Annotated in this window: 23 protein-coding genes; 10 read left to right on the forward strand and 13 right to left on the reverse strand. The window is 71.8% G+C overall.

From position 1 onward, the window contains the following. A partial coding sequence (locus tag FVS66_RS35375; RefSeq protein ID WP_308314144.1) for a biotin carboxylase N-terminal domain-containing protein occupies positions 1-71 on the reverse strand: 71 nt, incomplete at its 3' end. Between the two features lie 353 nt (positions 72-424). Between FVS66_RS35375 and FVS66_RS34315 the strand changes: the two genes are divergently transcribed. Next, entirely contained in the window at positions 425-913 is a 489-nt protein-coding gene (locus tag FVS66_RS34315; RefSeq protein ID WP_262387362.1) for a hypothetical protein, read from the forward strand. Here FVS66_RS34315 and FVS66_RS34320 read toward each other — a convergent pair. From FVS66_RS34320 to FVS66_RS34330, 4 genes are all read right to left on the reverse strand, one after another. Next, complete coding sequence (locus tag FVS66_RS34320) at positions 848-1450, reverse strand: nucleoside triphosphate pyrophosphatase (RefSeq protein WP_149185139.1); 603 nt, start codon at positions 1448-1450, stop codon at positions 848-850. The genes FVS66_RS34315 and FVS66_RS34320 overlap by 66 nt on opposite strands. A gap of 19 nt (positions 1451-1469) precedes the next feature. Then, positions 1470-1598, reverse strand: coding sequence for a morphogenic membrane protein MmpB (mmpB, locus tag FVS66_RS36475; protein ID WP_262387363.1), 129 nt, complete (start codon positions 1596-1598; stop codon positions 1470-1472). Positions 1599-1821: 223 nt separating this feature from the next. Next, positions 1822-2031 carry an acyl-CoA carboxylase epsilon subunit gene (locus tag FVS66_RS34325; protein ID WP_149185140.1) on the reverse strand — a complete coding sequence of 70 codons (210 nt, stop codon included), beginning with the start codon at positions 2029-2031 and terminating at the stop codon, positions 1822-1824. 9 nt (positions 2032-2040) lie between these two features. After that, positions 2041-3630, reverse strand: coding sequence for an acyl-CoA carboxylase subunit beta (locus FVS66_RS34330; RefSeq protein ID WP_149185141.1), 1590 nt, complete (start codon positions 3628-3630; stop codon positions 2041-2043). 119 nt (positions 3631-3749) lie between these two features. Between FVS66_RS34330 and FVS66_RS34335 the strand changes: the two genes are divergently transcribed. The 5 genes from FVS66_RS34335 (at position 3750) to hutH (ending at position 9757) form a co-directional block, all read left to right on the forward strand. Then, complete coding sequence (locus FVS66_RS34335; protein WP_149185142.1) at positions 3750-4613, forward strand: biotin--[acetyl-CoA-carboxylase] ligase; 864 nt, start codon at positions 3750-3752, stop codon at positions 4611-4613. Positions 4614-4787: 174 nt separating this feature from the next. Beyond that, positions 4788-5927, forward strand: coding sequence for an adenylate/guanylate cyclase domain-containing protein (locus FVS66_RS34340; protein ID WP_149185143.1), 1140 nt, complete (start codon positions 4788-4790; stop codon positions 5925-5927). 35 nt (positions 5928-5962) lie between these two features. Then, positions 5963-6778, forward strand: a complete 816-nt coding sequence (locus tag FVS66_RS34345) for an enoyl-CoA hydratase/isomerase family protein (protein WP_149185144.1) — start codon at positions 5963-5965, stop codon at positions 6776-6778. Positions 6779-6882: 104 nt separating this feature from the next. Then, on the forward strand, positions 6883-8064 hold the full coding sequence (locus FVS66_RS34350; protein WP_149185145.1) for a GGDEF domain-containing protein: 1182 nt from the start codon (positions 6883-6885) through the stop codon (positions 8062-8064). Between the two features lie 112 nt (positions 8065-8176). After that, a complete protein-coding gene (gene hutH / locus FVS66_RS34355; protein ID WP_149185206.1) occupies positions 8177-9757 on the forward strand; it encodes a histidine ammonia-lyase in 1581 nt (526 codons plus the stop codon). Positions 9758-9793: 36 nt separating this feature from the next. Here hutH and FVS66_RS34360 read toward each other — a convergent pair whose 3' ends face one another. After that, positions 9794-10114 (reverse strand): hypothetical protein, encoded by a 321-nt coding sequence (locus FVS66_RS34360; RefSeq protein WP_149185146.1) that lies wholly within the window; start codon positions 10112-10114, stop codon positions 9794-9796. Positions 10115-10220: 106 nt separating this feature from the next. Here FVS66_RS34360 and FVS66_RS34365 point away from each other — a divergent pair, with 106 nt between their 5' ends. Then, a complete protein-coding gene (locus FVS66_RS34365; protein WP_262387364.1) occupies positions 10221-10580 on the forward strand; it encodes a hypothetical protein in 360 nt (119 codons plus the stop codon). 190 nt (positions 10581-10770) lie between these two features. After that, on the forward strand, positions 10771-12042 hold the full coding sequence (locus FVS66_RS34370; protein ID WP_149185147.1) for an Ig-like domain-containing protein: 1272 nt from the start codon (positions 10771-10773) through the stop codon (positions 12040-12042). 96 nt (positions 12043-12138) lie between these two features. On the opposite strand, the gene FVS66_RS34375 is transcribed toward FVS66_RS34370, so the two are convergent. Continuing rightward, positions 12139-12522 (reverse strand): hypothetical protein, encoded by a 384-nt coding sequence (locus FVS66_RS34375; protein ID WP_149185148.1) that lies wholly within the window; start codon positions 12520-12522, stop codon positions 12139-12141. A 95-nt stretch (positions 12523-12617) separates the two neighbouring features. Then, positions 12618-13496, reverse strand: a complete 879-nt coding sequence (locus tag FVS66_RS34380; protein ID WP_149185149.1) for a helix-turn-helix transcriptional regulator — start codon at positions 13494-13496, stop codon at positions 12618-12620. A 128-nt stretch (positions 13497-13624) separates the two neighbouring features. Here FVS66_RS34380 and FVS66_RS34385 point away from each other — a divergent pair, with 128 nt between their 5' ends. Next, positions 13625-14668, forward strand: a complete 1044-nt coding sequence (locus FVS66_RS34385; RefSeq protein ID WP_149185150.1) for an NAD(P)-dependent alcohol dehydrogenase — start codon at positions 13625-13627, stop codon at positions 14666-14668. Positions 14669-14741: 73 nt separating this feature from the next. On the opposite strand, the gene FVS66_RS34390 is transcribed toward FVS66_RS34385, so the two are convergent. Continuing rightward, positions 14742-15272, reverse strand: a complete 531-nt coding sequence (locus FVS66_RS34390) for a hypothetical protein (RefSeq protein ID WP_149185151.1) — start codon at positions 15270-15272, stop codon at positions 14742-14744. A gap of 195 nt (positions 15273-15467) precedes the next feature. Between FVS66_RS34390 and FVS66_RS34395 the strand changes: the two genes are divergently transcribed. Next, positions 15468-15815 carry a DUF1330 domain-containing protein gene (locus FVS66_RS34395; protein WP_149185152.1) on the forward strand — a complete coding sequence of 116 codons (348 nt, stop codon included), beginning with the start codon at positions 15468-15470 and terminating at the stop codon, positions 15813-15815. 7 nt (positions 15816-15822) lie between these two features. Here FVS66_RS34395 and msrA read toward each other — a convergent pair whose 3' ends face one another. The 4 genes from msrA to FVS66_RS34415 form a co-directional block, all read right to left on the reverse strand. After that, on the reverse strand, positions 15823-16488 hold the full coding sequence (gene msrA / locus FVS66_RS34400) for a peptide-methionine (S)-S-oxide reductase MsrA (protein WP_149185153.1): 666 nt from the start codon (positions 16486-16488) through the stop codon (positions 15823-15825). A 69-nt stretch (positions 16489-16557) separates the two neighbouring features. After that, positions 16558-17619 carry a hypothetical protein gene (locus FVS66_RS34405; RefSeq protein ID WP_316248250.1) on the reverse strand — a complete coding sequence of 354 codons (1062 nt, stop codon included), beginning with the start codon at positions 17617-17619 and terminating at the stop codon, positions 16558-16560. 2 nt (positions 17620-17621) lie between these two features. Then, entirely contained in the window at positions 17622-18737 is a 1116-nt protein-coding gene (locus tag FVS66_RS34410) for a hypothetical protein (RefSeq protein WP_187645827.1), read from the reverse strand. 7 nt (positions 18738-18744) lie between these two features. Continuing rightward, the gene (locus FVS66_RS34415) at positions 18745-20343 is read right to left on the reverse strand and encodes a M48 family metallopeptidase (RefSeq protein WP_149185154.1); all 1599 of its coding nucleotides are present in this window, start codon (positions 20341-20343) and stop codon (positions 18745-18747) included. Positions 20344-20347 lie beyond the last annotated feature (4 nt).

Here is a 20347-nt window from a genome sequence, read left to right on the forward strand (position 1 = left end):
CCGGCGTCCCGGCAGGCACGGGCGACACGGACAGCGATTTCGCCACGGTTGGCGATGAGCACCTTGCGCACGATGGCTCCCTCCATTCCCAAAACACGCTGAGTTTAGGGACTGCCGACACGACGTTTCGACTGTTCCCCACTCGTGAGGTTGCCCACACGGAGCGTGATACGGGTCCGCTCAGACCCCGAAACCCCTTGTCCCGCCTCGGTACGCAGGGTTTCTTCACTGCACAGTAACCCTCCGGTGTGGCCAAGGTCTCTGTCCTGGGGGCCAGCGGGGCGTCCTGATTCTTTGTGGAGTCCCTACGAATGGGCGAATGATTCTTTGCCGCTCGGTCCCGACCCTTGCCCAAGGGTTTACTCGTGAGTAGCCTGCGCGTTGTTGTCCGTACTGCTGGTAACAGGCAGGGGTGGTACCCGTGGTGACCCGCAGACCGATAGCGCTGACGACGGCGGCCGTGCTGCTCACCGAGGCGGTGGGCGTCGTACTGCTGCACAGCGTGCTCGCGGCGGTCCTGGAGAACCAGCGGATGTCCCTCGCGGGCCTCGACCCGGACGCGATGATCGCCGGTACGTGGGCGATGGGCGGGGCCTTCGGCGTGTACCTGGCGGTGTGCGGCGGCGTGCTCGTCCGGGTGGGCGCACGGGACGTCCCGCCCGGCCGGTGGACCCGCGTCCTCCTCATCACCTGCGCCATCACCCATGGGGTGCTGGGCGCGGTGGTGGTGGGGCTGGTGGGCTGGGGCGCGTTCGCGGTGCTGATGGTGGTGCTCGGGCTGGTGGTGCTGTCGCTGATCGCGTACGGGCCCGGGGCCGCGGAGGACGGCCAGGGCCCGGAGGACGGCCTAGGCCCAGAGTTCGGTCACCGAGACGCCCAGCTGGGCCAGGAGACGGCGCAGCAGGGGCAGTGAGAGGCCGATGACATTGCCCGGGTCGCCGTCGATGCCGTCGATGAAGGGGGCCGAGCGGCCGTCGAGGGTGAACGCGCCGGCGACCTCGAGCGGTTCCCCGCTGGCGACGTACGCGGCGATCTCCTCGTCCGTCGGGTCGCCGAAGCGGACCAGCGTCGACGCGGTGGCCGACGCGTACCGCTTCGCCGCCGTGTCGTGGACGCAGTGGCCGGTCTGAAGGACGCCGACGCGGCCGCGCATGGACTTCCAGCGGGCGGTGGCCTCCTCGGCGTCGGCGGGCTTGCCCAGGGCATGGCCGTCCAGCTCCAGAACCGAGTCGCAGCCGATCACCAGCGCGCCCGAAGCCTCGGGGCGGGCAGCCACCAGGGACGCCTTCGCCTCGGCGAGGGCCAGGGCGAGCTCGGCGGGGGTGGGGGCGGTGATCCTGCTCTCGTCGAAGCCGCTGACGATGACTTCCGGGGTGAGCCCCGCCTGGCGCAGCAGTCCGAGGCGGGCGGGGGACGCGGAGGCGAGGACGAGGCGGCGCTGAGCTGTCATGGCGCCATCGTATTCAGCTTCAGCGCAGCCCGGCTGCCAACATCGCCACGAGCATGGCGAGGGCCAGCAGGACGCCTGCGCGGCGGAGCATTGCCTGCATGGCCCGCATCTCCTCGGGCGGTTCGTCGTCGGGGTCGGACCACAGCATCCTTCGATCCTGCGGATCGGGCGGGCGGGGCGCCTGAGTACGCGTACTCAAGCGCTCCCGTACGAACGGACTAGTCCGGGGCCCCGAAGCCCGGGTCTCCGCCCCGGACCCCCCGTATCGCGCCTGAACGGCGCTCGCGGAGCCCGCCGTGGAGCTGTCCGCCCGCCCTCCCGCCGCCCGGCGGAGCCGAGTGCACGGGGAAGGCGGGCGGAGACGGACCGGGCTACGCCGGCCAGTACGTGCGGGCCCAGGACCGCGGGCCGGGGGCCGGGTGCCGGGCGTGGGCTATGCGGGAGGGGGCGGACCAGGCTTCCGGGATCGCGGGCGCGCCTTCGGCTCCGGCGGCTGCCGTCGCCGCGGCGCGGGCCCGGACCACCGCCAGGGCGGCGGCCAGCTCCTCGGGGGTCGGGTTGCCCCGTACGACCTTGATCATCGAGGCTCCTCAGAGGGGGATGTTGCCGTGCTTCTTCGGAGGCAGGTTTTCCCGCTTCGTACGCAGCTGACGCAGGCCCTTCACAATCTGCGCCCGAGTCTCCGACGGCATTATCACGCCGTCGATGTAGCCGCGCTCCGCCGCCGTGTAGGGGTTGAGGAGGGTGTCCTCGTACTCCTGGATGAGACGGGCCCGCAACTCCTCCCGCTCGTCCTCCGGGGCCGCGGCGATGGCGCGGCGGTGCAGGATGTTGACCGCGCCCTGGGCGCCCATGACCGCGATCTGGGAGGTCGGCCAGGCGAGGTTCAGGTCCGCGCCCAGGTGCTTGGAGCCCATCACGTCGTACGCGCCGCCGAACGCCTTGCGCGTGATGACCGTGATCAGCGGCACGGTCGCCTCGGCGTACGCGTAGATCAGCTTCGCGCCGCGCCGGATGATGCCGCCGTACTCCTGGTCCACGCCCGGCAGGAAGCCCGGGACGTCCACGAAGGTCAGGACCGGGATGTTGAAGGCGTCGCACGTGCGGACGAAGCGCGCGGCCTTCTCCGAGGCGTCGATGTCCAGACAGCCCGCGAACTGCATCGGCTGGTTCGCGACCACGCCCACCGGGAAGCCCTCGACACGGCCGTAACCCGTGACGATGTTCGGGGCGAACATGCCCTGCGTCTCCAGGAACTCCCCGTCGTCCAGGACGTGCTCGATGACCGCGTGGATGTCGTACGGCTGGTTCGCCGAGTCCGGCACGATGACGTCCAGCTCACGGTCCTCGTCCGTCACGTCCAGATCGGCCTCCTCCGGGAAGGCGGGCGGCTCCGACAGGTTGTTGGACGGCAGGTACGACAGCAGCGACTTCACATACTCGATGGCGTCCTTCTCGTCGCCCGCCATGTGGTGCGCCACACCCGACGTCGTGTTGTGGGTGCGCGCCCCGCCCAGCTCCTCGAAGCCGACGTCCTCGCCGGTCACCGTCTTGATGACGTCCGGGCCCGTGATGAACATGTGCGAGGTCTGGTCGACCATCACCGTGAAGTCGGTGATCGCGGGGGAGTACACCGCGCCGCCCGCGCAGGGGCCGACGACCAGGCTGATCTGGGGGATGACGCCCGACGCGTGGGTGTTGCGGCGGAAGATCTCGCCGTACATGCCGAGCGCGCTGACGCCCTCCTGGATGCGGGCGCCGCCGGAGTCGTTGATGCCGACGACCGGGCAGCCGGTCTTCAGCGCGAAGTCCATCACCTTGATGATCTTCTGGCCGAAGGTCTCGCCCAGCGCCCCGCCGAAGACGGTGAAGTCCTGGGAGAAGACCGCGACCGGACGGCCGTCGACCGTGCCGTAGCCGGTCACGACGCCGTCGCCGTACGGGCGGTTCTTCTCCAGGCCGAAGTTCGTGGAGCGGTGCCGGGCGAACTCGTCCAGCTCCACGAAGGAGTCCTCGTCGAGGAGCAGCGCGATGCGCTCCCTCGCCGTCAACTTCCCTTTCGCGTGCTGCTTCTCGACGGCACGCTCGGAACCCGCGTGCGTCGCCTCCTCGATTCGGCGCTGCAGATCCGCGAGCTTCCCCGCGGTCGTGTGAATGTCGATCTCTTGACGCTCGGACATCGGGATGCGGCTCCCTGCCTGGTCACGTGTGGTCACGGGTTCGTTGGCTACTGGCCCGTAGCGTATCGGCGGGGATGGGGTTCGGCAGTGCGGTGTTTGCCACACCTAGGCTGGGTTGCATGACGCCCTCACTTGGTCCAGGAACAGGTCCCGCCGGCCGCTGGAGCGACCTCGAACGGCCCCCGCTCAACAGCTCGGCGCTCCGCAGGGCCCTCCTGCGGCCCGGGTCGCTCTGGACCTCTCTCGACGTCGTGTCCGCCACCGGCTCCACCAACTCCGATCTGGCGGCCCGGGCCGCCGAGCTGCCCGAGGGCGCGGTCCTCGTCGCCGAGGAGCAGACCGCGGGGCGCGGCCGGCTCGACCGCACCTGGTCGGCGCCCGCCAGGTCCGGGCTCTTCCTCTCCGTACTCCTCAAGCCTGCCGTGCCGGCCCGGCGGCTGGCGTGGCTGCCGCTGCTCGCCGGGGTCGCCGCGGCCACCGGTCTGGCCCGCGCCGCCGGCGTGGACATGGCCCTGAAGTGGCCCAACGACCTGCTCGTCACGGTCGGCGGCGAGGAGCGGAAGACCGGCGGCATCCTCGCCGAGCGCGCCGGAGAGCACGGGATCGTCGTCGGGCTCGGTCTCAACGTCACCCTCCGCGCCGACGAGCTGCCCGTGCCCGCCGCCGGGTCGCTCGCCCTCGCGAACGCGGTCTGCACCGACCGCGACCCGCTGCTGCGGGCCGTTCTCCGGTCGCTGGAGGAGTGGTACGCGAAGTGGACCGCCGCCGACGGCGACCCGGCCGCCTCCGGGCTCCAGGCGGCCTACGCCGCCGGGTGCGCCACCCTCGGCCGCACCGTTCGCGCCGAGCTGCCCGGCGACCGGACCCTGACCGGCGAGGCCGTCGCGGTCGACGGCGACGGGCGGCTGGTGGTGGCCACGGACGACGGCCGCCGCGAGGCGGTGGGGGCCGGCGACATCGTCCATCTGCGCCCGGTGGACTGAACGCGCTCGCCTTCGGGGACGTGAGCCAGGGCACACCTGCCGTATCGTTGAGGCGATTCGTCGGCGGGATCCGTCGGCGTGATTCGCCGACGGGGTTCACCGAGGGTCGGAGCGGCGGGTCGGCGACAGAACGGCAGGCAGGGCAGTGCGTACGGAACGGGCAGGAGGCGGCCGGTGACCGTCGACGACGAGAACGCGGGCGGAACGGAACACCCCACCCCCCACCATGTCGTCGACCACACGGCGGAACCGACCGACAATCCCCTGGCCATCCGCCTGGAGCAGCTGATCCTCGGCGCCGAACGGCGCTACACCCCCTTTCAGGCCGCCCGCACCGCCGGGGTCTCCATGGACCTCGCGTCCCGCTTCTGGCGCGCCATGGGCTTCGCGGACATCGGCCAGGCCAAGGCGCTGACCGAGGCCGACGTGCTGGCCCTGCGGCGGCTCGCCGGTCTGGTGGAGGCCGGGCTGCTCAGCGAGCCGATGGCCGTGCAGGTGGCCCGGTCGACCGGGCAGACCACCGCGCGGCTCGCCGAGTGGCAGATCGACTCGTTCCTGGAGGGCCTCACCGAGCCGCCCGAGCCGGGGATGACCCGCACCGAGGTCACATATCCGCTGGTCGAGCTGCTGCTGCCGGAGCTCCAGGAGTTCCTGGTGTACGTGTGGCGGCGGCAGCTCGCCGCCGCCACCGGCCGGGTCGTGCAGGCCGGGGACGACGAGGAGATGGTGGACCGGCGGCTCGCCGTGGGCTTCGCCGACCTCGTCGGCTTCACCCGGCTCACCCGCCGCCTCGAGGAGGAGGAGCTGGGCGAGCTGGTCGAGGCGTTCGAGACGACCTGCGCGGATCTCGTCGCGGCCCACGGCGGACGGCTGATCAAGACGCTGGGCGACGAGGTGCTCTTCGCCGCCGACGACGCCGGGACCGCCGCCGAGATCTCGCTGCGGCTGATCGAGACGCTGAAGCACGACGAGACCATGCCCGCGCTCCGCGTCGGTATCTCCTTCGGGACCGTCACCACCCGCATGGGCGATGTGTTCGGTACGACGGTGAACCTGGCGAGCCGCCTCACCTCGATAGCGCCCAAGGACGCCGTCCTCGTCGACGGGGCCTTCGCCGAGGAGCTGTCCCGCACGGGCGAGGCGCCCGAGTCGGAGGCGCAGGCGGCGGAGGAGACGGCCCGGGCGGAGAAGGAGGGCGAGACGCCGCCCTCGTACCGTTTCGCGCTCCAGCCCATGTGGCAGCGTCCGGTCCGCGGTCTCGGTGTCATCGAGCCCTGGCTGCTGTCACGGCGGGAGCCTAAGATCCCCGGGTAACGAGATAACGGTCGTTAACCGGGAGGGTGGGCGTCATGTCCCAGCAGCAGTCCGCGGAGCAGTCCGAGGAGCGGTACGGGGAGTTCGTCGCCGTGCGCCGGCACGGGTATGTGGCGGAGCTCGTCCTCGACCGGCCCAAGGCCATGAACGCCGTCTCCACGGACATGGCCCGGTCCATCGGCGCCGCCTGCGACGCGCTCGGAGCCGACCTCTCCGTACGGGTCACCGTGCTGACCTCCTCGCACGACCGGGCCTTCTGCGTGGGCGCCGACCTCAAGGAGCGGAACACCTTCACGGACGCCGAGCTGCTCCGCCAGCGGCCCACCGCGCGCGCCGCGTACACCGGCGTGCTGGAGCTCCCGATGCCCTCCATCGCCGCCGTGCACGGGTTCGCGCTGGGTGGCGGGTTCGAGCTGGCGCTGGCCTGCGACCTGATCATCGCCGACGCGACCGCGGTCGTCGGGCTGCCCGAGGTGTCCGTGGGCGTCATCCCCGGCGGCGGCGGTACGCAGCTGCTGCCGCGCCGGGTCGGGGCGGCGCGTGCGGCGGAGCTGGTCTTCACGGCCCGCCGGGTGGCCGCCGCCGAGGCCGCCGGGCTCGGACTGATCGACGAGCTGGTCGAGGACGACGCGCGCGGGGCCGCCCTGGAGCTGGGCGGCCGGATCGCCGGGAACTCGCCCGTGGGGCTGCGCGCCGCCAAGCGGGCGCTCCGTCTCGGGCACGGGCTCGACCTGCGGGCCGGCCTCGAGGTCGAGGACGCGGCCTGGCGTACGGTCGCTTTCTCCGGCGACCGGAAGGAGGGCGTCGCCGCCTTCAACGAGAAGCGGTCGCCGGAGTGGCCCGGGGAGTAGCCCGGGCGGCAGGGCTGGGTATGGCGTCACTTGGAGTAACCAGAGTGGGCAGACCGGAGCGGGCCCCCGGGTAAAAAGTACGGGCACCTCCCTAAGCTTGAGGAATGGGTGAGGATGTCCGGCTGCGGGCCGTGGTGGAGCTGGCGCAGGCGATGGCCGCGGCGCACACTCCGCGTGAGTGCTGGCGGGCCGCGGCGCTCGGCGCGTGTGAGGCGCTGGGGGGTACGTTCGCGGCGCTCTCGGTCTGGCAGCGGGACCTTGGCCGGCTGAAGGTCCTGGTGAACGCGGGCGCGCGGGCGCCGGACGAGGAGGAGTTCCCGGACTCCGAGACGTATCCCGTGCACCAGTTCTCCGAGATCACCGAGTTCCTGCACGAGCGGTGGGCGGGCGGCGGGGAGCCCAACGCCTGGGTGGAGACCGCCGAGGGCGGGCCGGAGTCCGGAGAGCGCGGCTACGGTCACCTGGGGGTCCCCCCTGGCCGAGCGGAGCCGAGAGGCTGGGGGAGGGCTGCGGCGCTGCGGCGGCGGGGGCGGGGCTGCTGTGTGGTCGCGCCGATCGTGCTGCACGGGCGGGCGTGGGGCGAGCTGTACGTCGCCCGCCCGGCCGGGGCGCTGCCCTTCGGCCGGGACGACGCGGACTTCGCGGCCGTGCTGGCGTCGGTGGTGGCCGCCGGGATCGCGCAGACCGAACGGCTGGAGGAGGTCAGAAAGCTGGCCTTCACCGATCCGCTGACCGGACTCGCCAACCGCAGGGCCGTCGACACCCGGCTGGACGAGGCCGTCGAACGTTTCCTGGCGGACGGTTCGGTCGTGAGTCTCGTGGTGTGCGACCTGAACGGCCTCAAGCACGTCAACGACACACACGGGCACGCGGTCGGCGACCGGCTCCTGGAGCGGTTCGGGTCGGTGCTCTCGTGCAGCGGGGCGCGGCTGCCGGGGGCGCTGGCGGCGCGGCTCGGCGGCGACGAGTTCTGCCTGGTGTCGGTCGGCCCGGAGTCCGACGAGGTGGTCGCCGTCGCCGAGGAGCTGTGCGTACGGGCCGGGGACCTGGAGTTCGGCGAGGGCGTGGCGTGCGGGGTCGCGTCGACCGGGGACCCGATCGGCCCGGTACGGTCCGCCCGCCGGCTGTTCCGGCTCGCGGACGCGGCGCAGTACCGGGCGAAGGCCGCCCGGTCGGAGAAGCCGGTGGTCGCCGGGCGGGACGGGTCCGTCGTCCGGCTCGCGGACGCCCCGCCGACCGCGGCGCGCGACCGGCGCCGCTTCCGGGACGCGCGCCCGGAGGCGTAGGCGGGCCCTCCGGACGCCGGCGCCCCCGCGCAGGCGGCACAGTGGTAAGGGGCGGCCTCCAGACCGGGTAGTGACACGTTGCGATTCAATCCGTAGGGTGCTGAATATGGATATGCACACTGTCGTGGTGGGGACGTCCGGTACCACCGCCGCCGACGTCATCGCCGTCGCCCGCGGCAACGCCCGCGTCGAGCTGTCGCAGGAGGCCCTCGACGCCCTCGCCCGCGCCCGGGAGATCGTGGACGCCCTCGCCGCCAAGCCGGATCCGGTGTACGGCGTGTCGACCGGGTTCGGGGCGCTCGCCACGCGGCACATCGGCCAGGAACTGCGGGCGCAGCTCCAGCGCAACATCGTCCGCTCGCACGCCGCGGGCATGGGCCCGCGCGTCGAACGCGAGGTCGTACGCGCCCTGATGTTCCTCCGACTGAAGACCGTCGCGTCCGGCCACACCGGTGTCCGCCCGCATGTCGCGCGGACCATGGCCGACGTACTGAACGCGGGCATCACCCCCGTCGTCCACGAGTACGGCTCCCTCGGCTGTTCCGGCGACCTCGCGCCGCTCTCCCACTGCGCGCTCACCCTCATGGGCGAGGGTGACGCGGAAGGCCCCGACGGCACGGTGCGCCCCGCCGGCGAACTGCTCGCCGCGCACGGCATCGCCCCCGTCGAGCTGCGCGAGAAGGAGGGCCTCGCCCTGCTCAACGGCACCGACGGCATGCTCGGCATGCTGATCATGGCCCTGGCCGACCTGGAAAAGCTGTACAAGACGGCCGACGTCACCGCCGCGCTCTCCCTGGAGGCCCTGCTCGGCACCGACAAGGTCCTCCGCCCCGAGCTGCACGCCATCCGCCCGCACCCCGGCCAGGGCGCCGCCGCCGCGAACATGCTCGCCGTCCTGAAAGGCTCCGGGCTCGTCGGCCATCCCCACGCTCTCGACTCCGTTCGAGCAGGGGATGCCCCGAACCAGGCCGACGCGGCGACCCGAGTCCAGGACGCCTACTCGGTGCGCTGCGCCCCGCAGGTCGCCGGAGCAGGCCGCGACACCATGGCGCACGCCCGCCTCGTCGCCGAGCGCGAGCTCGCCTCCGCCGTCGACAACCCGGTCGTCCTGCCCGACGGGCGCGTCGAGTCGAACGGCAACTTCCACGGCGCCCCGGTCGCGTACGTCCTGGACTTCCTCGCCGTCGCCGCCGCCGACCTCGGCTCCATCGCCGAGCGCCGCACCGACCGGCTCCTCGACAAGAACCGGAGCCATGGCCTGCCGCCGTTCCTCGCCGACGACGCGGGCGTCGACTCGGGCCTGATGATCGCCCAGTACACGCAGGCCGCGCTGGTCAGCGAGATGAAGCGGCTCGCCGTACCGGCCTCCGCGGACTCCATCCCGTCCTCCGCGATGCAGGAGGACCATGTCTCCATGGGCTGGTCGGCGGCCCGCAAGCTGCGCACCGCCATCGGCAACCTCAACCGGATCCTCGCCGTCGAGCTGTACGCCGCCACCCGAGCCATCGAACTGCGCGCCGGGCTCACTCCGGCCCCCGCGTCCCGGGCCGTCGTCGACGCCCTGCGTGCGGCGGGCGTCCAGGGGCCCGGCCCTGACCGGTTCCTCGCGCCCGACCTGGACGCGGCCGACGGCTTCGTGCGGGCGGGCGGGGTCGTCGCCGCCGTCGAGCCGGTCACGGGGCCGCTCGCGTAGGCGCCGCCGCCACGGCCGCCCGCCGGGGCGTACGCGTCAGAGTGCCGCGTACGCCCCTCGTCGTACGGCGAAGCTCACCAGGCCCACGCCGACGGCGAGGAACGCCGAGCCGCCGAGCAGATACGGCGTGGTGTCGACGCCGCCGCCCGTGTCGGCGAGCCGCAGCCCCGGCCCGGTCTGCCCGTGCGGCCGCGCGTCGGCCGGGGCGTCGGCCGTGTCTCCGGCCGACGACCGCTGCCGGGAGTCCTGGGCCGCCGGCTGTTCACCGGTGGCGTTCGCCGAGGGCACGAACCACAGGGCGCCGAGCAGCGTCCCGGCGGCGGTGGCGGTCAGCAGAGGTCGGCGTGCGACGGACACAGATTCAGATCCCCTTGCGGAACCGAGAATTGGTGGTTGCACCGATGCTAGTGAACACAGCGGGTCGCAGAAAAGCCATAGCCGTGAGGAGCCTACGCTCCGTCATATGAGCCCTTCTGAGACCTCACGGTATGTACGACTTCGGGTGGATCTGGTACTGGAGGTGACCGAACAGGACGCGCTGACCGACGCCGCTCTGCGACGGATCGACGACGACGAGTTCATGCCCGAGGAGGAGCGCGCGCACGCCCGCTCGGCCGTCCGCGAGGACGAAGCGGAAGCACTCGCGTACCTCGTCGAGCCCTTCCAGCTGATCGGAGAGGTGTCCGGCGTCGAACTCGTCCAGGCGTCCTGGAGCAGCGAGCAGTCCGCGTACGACCCGGACGTGGACGCCTGGCACCTGGACGACGAGGACATCGACGGCGACGAGGAGAGCGAGGAGGGTGCGCGGGCCGGCGACGTCTGACGGGGATGTGTGACACGCTTCAGGCCCCGGGCGCACGCGTACGCGCGCGTGTCCGGGGTCACATCCGTCATCCGGGAACCAGACCGCTCGCCGTTGCGTCGATCAGTGTTGTTCCCCACAACACGGACGTATCCGGAACCGGACGGGGTGTCATGGGGGTTGTTGGAAGAGTTGGCAGGGATCCGCGACGATGGAGAAGCGTGTGATGACGGACAGTAAGCGGCGCAGAGGTCTGATGGCCGCGTCCGCACTGCTCAGCGGCGTGCTGGTGCTCACGGCCTGCAACGACGGCGACACCGCTGACGCCGCCAACGGCAGCACCGAGAGTCCGAACTCACAGGCGCAGGTCGACGAGGCGGCGGCGAAGAAGACCTCGCAGGCCCGAATAACGATCACGCCCAAGAACGGCGCCATCAACGCGTCCATCAACAAGGACGCCAAGGTCACCGTCGAGGACGGCAAGCTCACCTCGGTCACCATGACCTCCGGCGACGGCACGGAGGTCAAGGGGGAGATCTCCGCCGACGGCAAGAGCTGGCAGCCCGGCGAACAGCTGGAGCGCGCGACCACCTACAAGATCGCCGCCACCGCGGAGGACTCCGACGGCCGCCAGGCCCACGAGAACACCTCCTTCACGACGGTGTCCAAGGACAACAGCTTCATCGGCAACTTCACGCCCGAGAACGGCTCCACGGTCGGCGTCGGCATGCCGGTGTCGATCAACTTCAACAAGCCGATCACCGACAGGAAGGCCGTCCAGGCCGGCATCGAGGTGTCCTCGTCCAGCGGCCAGGAGGTCGTCGGCCACTGGTTCAACTCCCAGCGCATCGACTTCCGCCCCGACACGTACTGGGCCGAGGGCTCCACGGTCACGCTGAACCTGAAGCTCGACGGCGTCGAGGGCTCCGACGGCGTCTTCGGCGTCCAGCAGAAGACCGTCACCTTCAAGGTCGGCCGCAATCAGGTCTCGACCGTCGACGTCAACGCCAAGACCATGAAGGTCGAGCGCAACGGCAAGACGATCAAGACGATCCCGATCTCCGCCGGCTCCCCGGAGACCCCGACCTACAACGGTCAGATGGTGATCTCCGAGAAGTTCAAGGAGACCCGGATGAACGGCGCGACCGTCGGCTTCACGGACGACGACGGCAAGGGCGAGTACGACATCAAGGACGTGCCGCACGCCATGCGGCTGTCCACGTCGGGCACGTTCATCCACGGCAACTACTGGGGCGCCGACTCCGTCTTCGGCAACGTCAACACCAGCCACGGCTGCGTGGGCCTCAACGACGTGAAGGGCGCGGGCGACCCGAACCAGGCGGCCGCCTGGTTCTACGACAACTCGCTCATCGGCGACGTGGTCATCGTCAAGAACTCCAAGGACAAGACCATCCAGCCGGACAACGGCCTCAACGGCTGGAACATGAGCTGGGCCGACTGGAAGGCCGGCTCGGCGCTGTGATCACTCGCTGACGCGGGTCGGTACGCAGGACGGCACGCAGGACGGAGGCGGCGGTGCACCCCAGGGGCACCGCCGCCTCCGCGTATCCGGGCCCGGTCAGCTGGTGTGGTACCGCATGGGCCCCTGCTCGACGAGCCGCCCGTCCCGCCACGTGGACACCGACCACACGACCGCCTTGCCCGCCGGCAGCCCGCCGAGGTGGCAGCGTACGACCCGGTGCCGCCCGTCGCGCCCGCTCCCGCACCGCCCGACGACGTCCTCGTCCGCCAGGTCCACCAGATAGTCGACGCGTACGGTCGCGCCGTCCAGCGCCGTGTCGCGGACCGTGAACGTGTCCCGCGCGCTGCTCCAGCAGGCCGAGGCGCCGGTGACGGCGGAGCAGCCGTCGACGGCCGCGTGCGCCGACGTGGCGCCGTACATCCCCCCGGCGAGCAGCAGCGACGTGGCGAGCGCGACGGTCCGCGCGCGTGTGACAGCCATGACAGAACCCCCCTGTGGTGACGTTCCTCGCCACGATAGGCGCGGAACGAGAGCCTCAGCAGCCTTCAGCAGCCCTCAGCGGCCCTCAGTGGCCCTCAGGAGTCCCGGGACGCGGATGTCGTGTGGGCGGCCGCGTCCGCGCCCCAGTTGGCCAGCAGCCGCAGCGACTCCGCCGCCGGGGAGTCCGGCTCCGCCGTGTACGTGACCAGGCTCAGGTCGTGGTCGTCGGGGAGCTTCAGCGTCTCGTACGACAGGGTCAGCTCACCCACGAGCGGATGCCGCAGCCGCTTCGCGCCGTGACCCTTCTCCTGCACGTCGTACGCCGCCCACAGCGACCGGAACTCCGGGCTGCGGACCGACAGGTCGCCCACGAGGGTCGCCAGCCGCGGGTCGTCGGGCGAGCACCCCGCGTACATCCGCAGCACGCTCACCACCTCCGACGCCTTGGCCTCCCAGTCGACGTACAGATCCCGGGCGGCCGGTGCGAGGAACACGTGCCGGGCCATGTTCCGCTCCTCCGGCTCCAGCGCGGAGAAGTCCCCGAACAGCGCCCGCGCCAGCCGGTTCCACACGAGGATGTCCAGCCGCTGGCCCATGACGAACGCGGGCACCGAGTCCATCGAGTCGAGCAGATGGCGCAGGGCGGGCCGTACCGTCTGCTGCCGGAAGGTGCGGGCCCGCTTCCGCTTCTTGTACGCGGGCTTCGCCAGATGCACCAGATGGTCGCGCTCGGCGTCGGTGAGCCGCAGAGCCCGGGCGATGGCGTCCAGGACCTCTGTGGAGACGTTCCGGCCGTTGCCCTGCTCCAGGCGCGTGTAGTACGCGACGGACACCCCGGCCAGCAACGCCAGTTCCTCGCGCCGCAGCCCCGGGACGCGCCGGTGCCGCCCCAGGTCGGGCAGCCCGACGTCCTCGGGCTTCAGCCGGGCCCGCCGGGAACGGAGGAACTCGCTGAGTTCGGCACGCTGATCCATGCGCTCCAGTATCCCGGGTCGTACGCACCCGCCGCGGACCGTCCCTGACCCCGCCAGTGGTAGGACCGGCGGACGTAGGAACGACAGAGGGCTGGGAGACGTACGGGGCAGCGGGCAGGCTCGACGCCATGACCACGAACGTTCCCGCATACGCAGCCCCCGCCGCCAAGGCCCCGCTGGAGCGCACCACCGTGCCGCGCCGCGCGGTGGGCGCGCACGACGTCCTCATCGAGATCAAGTACGCGGGCATCTGCCACTCGGACATCCACCAGGTGCGCGACGGCTGGGGCGAGGGCATCTACCCGATGGTGCCGGGCCACGAGATCGCCGGCGTGGTGACGGAGGTCGGTACGTCGGTCACGAGGTTCCGGGCCGGCGACCGCGTCGGCGTCGGCTGCTTCGTCGACTCCTGCCGGGAGTGCGCGTACTGCGCCCAGGGCCTGGAGCAGTACTGCACGCGCGGCATGACCGGCACGTACAACGACCGCGACAAGAACGGCGACCCCACCCACGGCGGCTACTCGACGCACATCGTCGTCGACGAGAACTACACCGTCCGCGTCCCCGACGCCCTGCCCCTGGACGTGGCGGCCCCGCTCCTCTGCGCCGGCATCACCCTCTACTCCCCGCTGTCCCACTGGAAGGCGGGCCCGGGCAAGAAGGTCGCGATCGTCGGCCTGGGCGGGCTCGGCCACATGGGCGTCAAGATCGCCCACGCGATGGGTGCCGAGGTGACGGTGCTCAGCCAGACCCTCCGCAAGGAGGCCGACGGCCGCAAACTCGGCGCCGACCACTTCCACGCGACCGGCGACCCGGCCACCTTCGAGAAGCTGGCCGGCACCTTCGACCTGATCGTCTCCACGGTCTCGGCCCCACTCGACTTCGGCGCCTACCTGGGCCTGCTGAAGACGGACGGCGCCCTGGTGAACGTCGGCGCGCCGGAGGAGCCCATCTCCTTCAACCTCTTCTCCCTCATCACCGGCCGCCGCACCCTGGCCGGCTCGATGATCGGCGGCATCGCCGAGACCCAGGAGATGCTCGACTTCTGCGCGGAGCACGGCCTCGGTGCCGAGATCGAGGTCATCCGCGCGGACCAGATCAACGAGGCGTACGAGCGGGTCCTCGCGAGCGACGTCCGCTACCGCTTCGTGATCGACACGGCGACGATCTGACGTACGGGGAAACGACCGGCCCCCGAGCGGATTCCGCTCGGGGGCCGACGTCCTCACCGTTCCCGGCACTGGGTCACTTGTACTGGATGCCCCAGAGGTTGCTGTTCTTCTTCACCGGGGCGGTGATGTTCGCCTTGTAGACCGTCTTGGTCTTGCAGGCGCCGCCCGCGCCGGTGACCACGCGGTACTTGTGCGCCGTGAAGCTCTTCGACTCGTGGTACATCATCAGCCGGCCGCGGGTCTTGCCCTTCTTCTTCTGCACGGTGGCCGCGTAGGTCCAGGTGTCGGACTGCGACCAGCTCTTGCCGACGGCGACGCTGAACGACGTGGAAGCCTTGGCGAAGACGACCCCGGCGTCGGCGCCCACGGTGGCGGTGCCGGTGGCGCTCCAGGTGCCGGTCTTGTTCTTCGCGTAGCTGATGGTGACGCCCGGCTTGGCCCAGTCGCTGTGGACGTTGGTGGGCTTCCACACCGTCTTCTTGTTGATGATGGAGTAGTACGTGCCGGTGTCGATGCACCTCGCCGAAGCGGGCGCGGCCGTGCCGACGACGATGCCGCCGCTCAGGACGGCGGTGGTGAGCGCAACGCTGAAAGCGCGTCTCATGCGCGTGTTCCCCTCGTTCTTGGTCAGCCGTGGTCAGGGCTTGACCGGTCGGCGTCAAAGATGCCAGGGGGGAGCGAGACGCGCCATGAAGTTGAGCATGAATTGAGCTTGACGTCACCCAAGTGGTTCGATCACGTACGACTGTAGGACAACCGACCCGCCGACGAGGGTAGTTACCACGACAAGGGGAACCCCATGCCCGCGTACGCCATAGGAAACCTGCGCCCCGCCGAGACACTCCACGAGGAGGTCCTCACCTACATGGAGCGCGTCCAGGGGACTCTGGACCCGTTCGAAGGCCGCTTCCTCGTCCACGGGGCGCCGGAGCGCGACGTCCGCGAAGGCACCTGGCCCAACAGCCTGGTCATCATCGCCTTCCCGTCCCTGGACCACGCCAGGGCCTGGTACGACTCCGAGCCGTACCAGGCCCTACTGCCCCTCCGCACCCGCCACCTGGACGGCGACGTCCTCCTGGTCGACGGAGTGACCGCCGACTACGACCCGGCGGTCACCGCCGCGGCGCTACGGGCGGCTCAGGGCTGACCGGCCTTCAGCCCTCCGCCTTGGCCACGCCCACCGGGCAGCTCACACCCGTGCCGCCGATGCCGCAGTATCCGCCGGGGTTCTTGTCCAGGTACTGCTGGTGGTACGGCTCCGCCGGGTGGAAGGGGTGGTCGGCCGCGGGGCGGATTTCAGTGGTGATCCGGCCGTGGCCGGACGACGTCAGGACCTGCTGATAGGCCGCGCGGGACGCTGCCGCGGCCTCCGCCTGGGCAGCGGTGTGGGTGTAGATCGCCGAGCGGTACTGGGTGCCCACGTCGTTGCCCTGGCGGTGGCCCTGGGTCGGGTCGTGGGACTCCCAGAAGAGCTTGAGGAGCGTTTCGTACGAGACCTTCCGCGGGTCGTAGACCACGCGGACGACCTCCGTGTGGCCGGTCAGGCCCGAGCAGACCTCCTCGTACGCGGGGTTCTCCGTGTAGCCGCCCTGGTAGCCGACCAGGGTCGTCCACACGCCGGGCGTCTGCCAGAAGGTGCGCTCCGCGCCCCAGAAGCAGCCCAGGGCGAAGTCCGCCACCTCCAGGCCGGCGGGGTAGGGGCCCTCCAGAGGGTTGCCCAGGACCGTGTGGCGTTCCGGGACGGTGAACTCCGGGTCCGGCCGGCCCTTCAGGGCCTCCTCGGGCGTCGGCATCTCGGGCGTACGGCGGTACAGGAACATGGCGGTCTCCTCCTGAGGGCTTCCTCCGGAGAACGTTCGGGCGCCGGGGAGGATTCCTCCCCGGCTTCCTCAGCGCGCGCCCTTCACCGCCTTCGCCCGCCAGCGGCAGTACGCCGCCGCCCGGTCGTTGTAGTACGTCCACGGCAGGGCGTCCACATAGCCGTCGACCAGCCGGAACTGCTCCAGCGCCGCCTCGTACCGGCCCTGCCGGGTCAGGAAGTACGCCAGGAGGTGCCGTACCTCCGCCGCCGACGGGTGTCCGGGCGGAGCCGTCGCCAGGTCCGTGAGGGCCGCGTCGACCATCGCCATGACCTGCGGGGAGCGGTAGTCCGCGGCCTTCGCGCCGTCGTCCCGGTGCTCGAACCACGCGATCAGCGGCAGCGCAGTCAGCAGGCTGCCGGGCGGCGCCGTGGCCGCCGCCCCGCGCGCGAAGGACTCGGCCAGCTCCGCCGAGCCGCGCCACTTCGCGCACCAGTACTGCAGCGCCGCGTAGTGGGCGTCGAAGTGGTGCGGCGACCGGGCCGTGAGCTCCGCCCAGAGGTCGCGCATCTCCTCGTGCGAGTGGCCCAGGCCCAGCGCGACCCAGATCCCGGCGATGTACGGCGTGGGGTCGTCCGGGTTGAGATCGGCGGCCCGCTCGATCTCGCCGGGCGCCTGCGCCAGCGTGCGGTGGAAGCCCGCGAACTGCTCCTGGCTCGTGTGCTTGGCGTACGCCCCGCCGCGCAGGCGCCACGCCAGCGACACCGTCGCGTCGGCCCGTACGAGCGCCAGGTCCGGGTCGTAGGGCCCGGCCGCCTCCGTCCATGTCCGCAGCCACGCCCCGTCGCCCTCGGCGGCGGCCGCGCCGAACGCGGAGGCGTAGTCGGAGCGCCGCTCCCAGTCACGGCTCTCCCGTGTCGCGGCCATCAGCCGGGCGGCCTGCTCCCAGCTGCCCCGCGCCACCGCCGCGAGTGCCCGTTCCAGCTCGGGCGCGGGCCCCGCCAGCAGCGTGTTCTGGCGCGACACCGGCAGGAAGCCCAGCGCTTCGGCGTCCCGGGAGGACGTCCGTTCCGACGGGCCCATCACACGGCGGTACACCACGATGCCCACCGCGATCGCCGCCGCGATGACGACGACGCGTGCGATCTCCATGGTCAGGAACCCGTCTGCCCGGCGGCCGCGTTGGCCGCGCTCTCGTCTCGCATCCGGCAGAACTCGCCCGCCGGGTCCCCCCTGTACCGCCACGGCAGCGCGTCCACATAGCCGTCCACCAGGCGGAACTGCTCCAGGGCCGGCTCCCATCGCTCCTGGAGGTACAGGTAGTACGCCAGCAGGTGCCTCACCTCCGCCAGGCGCGGGTGGTCCGGGTCGGCGGCGGCCACGTCGGCGAGGGCGGCGTCGACCGCCGCATACATCTCGGGCGTACGGTCCACGTCCGCCGAGTCCGACTCGTCGTGCTCGAAGTGCGCGATCAGCGGGAACGCCTTCATCAGGGTGCCCGGAGGTGCCCCGGCCGCAGCCTTCACCGCGAACGCCCGCGCCAGCTCCTCCGAACCGCACCACTTCCCGCACCAGTACTGGAGCGCCGTGAAGTGCGCCTCGTAGTGGTGGGGGGCCCGGCTGGTGATGTCCTTCCAGATGCGGCGCATCTCCTCGTGCGGGTAGCCGAGGCCGATCGCCGTCGAGATCTCGCCCACATACGGGGACGGGTCGTCCTCCGGGGCCAGCTCCGCCGCCCGCGCGTGCTCGTGGCGGGTGCGGGCGAGGGTGCGGTGGAAGCCCTCGAACTGCTCCGACGTCGTGTGCTTGGCGCGCTTCGCGCCGCGGATCTTCCACGCCAGGATCACCGAGCTGCGCGCCCGTACGAGCGCCGCGCCCGGGTCGTCGGGGCGGGCGGACTCCCAGGCCAGCAGCCAGGCGTCGTCGTCGGCGCCCACGTCGGCCAGCTTCCCGCAGTACGAGGTACGGCGCTCCCAGTCGCGCGCCGCCGCCGTCTCGTCGAGCAGTGCGGCGGCCGGCTCCCAGTCGCCGGCCCGCGCGGCGGCGATCGCCACGGTGAGCGCCCGCGGCTCCGGCGAGGTCAGCTTGGTGTGCTGCCGCTCCGGCGGCAGGAGGCCCAGCGCGGCGGTTTTCTCCGCGGACTCCTCGGCGCCGGGGTCGGAGCGCCAGCCTTCGATCAGCCCCTCGATGATCGCCTTCAGGAAGTAGACGCCGGCCGCCAGAACGACGAGGGCGATGGGGGTCAGGACGACCCAGAGCAGGATTTTCACGGATACCTCAGTTCTGCGCGGCGGCCAGCAGCTTGCGCAGCGGCTCGGTGTCGGGGCGGTCGGCGACGGCTGCGTCGAGAGCGGCCGGCAGCTCGTCCTCGTACCCCTGGGGGAGTCGCAGCGCCGCGGACTGGGACCAGGAGAGCTCCCAGCGGGCCACGCCCCGGGCGATCAGCTCGCCGGCGACCAGGCGGGACAGGCCGCGGCGCAGCGCCGGGCGGGCGAACTCGCGGGCCGCCCTGCCCTGGGCCGCCCGTGCCTCCTCCGACTTGGGCAGGCGGTCGGCGATCTCCCAGCCCGCGCCGAGGTCGAGCGCGTTCAGCAGCGCGGGCAGCGAGCCCTCGCCGTGCGTCACGTCCGCGGTGGCCTGCCGCAGCGGCTCGGCCTCCTCCGCGAAGTACGCCGTCATCGACTCGTGGACGAGCTCCGGCCAGTCCACGCGGCGCAGCCGCAGTGCGTCCGGAGTGAGGGAGACGTTCTCGACGGCGACCAGCGCCGCGTCGGCGTCGGCGAGCAGCCCGAGCGCGGGGCCCGCGGGCTCGGACGCGCGGCCGTCGTCGGGGAGGGCCTCCAGGCGGGCGACGCGCTCGGCGATCGGCGGGTGGGAGTCGTACGGGGAGGTGGGCTCGGTCGGCAGTTCGCGGCGGAGCTCGTCCAGTTCGGCGGTGCGCGCGGCCAGCAGGTGGCGGACGCCGCCGAACACCTCGCCCGGGCGGGGCAGGAGGCCGGCGCTCACGCCGAGGGTCGCGTACGAGTTCAGATAGAAGCCGTGGGCGGCGTCCAGGACCGGGATCTCGCGGAGCGCCGATGCGGTCGCGTCGCGGCCCACGATCCGGGCGGCGGCCAGGTCGGCGGCGAGCTCCTGGCGGCGTGAGCCGGCGAGGGTGGCCCGCAGATAGAAGTGGCCGTACGCCTGGTAGACCTTCGCCATCGCGCGGTACGTGAGGCCCACGCCGGTGGTGTCGACCTCCTTGGCCTTCTTCCCCTTGGCGAGCTTCTTCTCGTTCTTCTTCTCCTGCTTGGCCCGCTCCTTGGCGGCCTTGTCGCCGGCCCGCTCCTGGAAGTGCGCGATGGTGCGGGCGACCTGGACGCGGCCGCGGACGGTGATCGCGGAGACCCGGGTGTCGGAGTTGCCGTAGTGGCCCATCTCGTGGGCGAGCACGGCGCGCAGCTGGGCCTCGGTCAGGCCGGTCATCAGCGGCAGGCCGAGGTAGAGGCGGCGGGTGCCGCCGAGCAGGCCGAGGAACCTGGCGTCCTCGCTGACGGCCGCGTTCATGTCGGCGGTCAGCCGGATCTCGTCGGGCGCGCGGGTGCCCACCTGCTCGGCGAGCTCCCGCACGGTCCGCCACAGGCGCGGTTCCCGCGCCTCGGTGACGGGCAGGCCCTGGCCGCCGTCGTCCTTGGGCGTACGGAGCATGAACATGCCGCGGATGATCGGCACGGCCAGGACGGCGCTGACGATGTACAGCTTGACGGCGAGGCTGCTGGGCGCCCAGACGGCGGCGGCCCAGTCCATGCCGAGCAGAGCGGCGAGCATGACGAGGCCGAGCAGATAGAAGCCGGCGAGCAGCACGAAGGCGCGCAGCGCGCGCAGAAAAGCGCCCATCGGG

The organism is Streptomyces sp. TRM49041, from assembly GCF_008271805.1.
Lineage (GTDB): Bacteria > Actinomycetota > Actinomycetes > Streptomycetales > Streptomycetaceae > Streptomyces.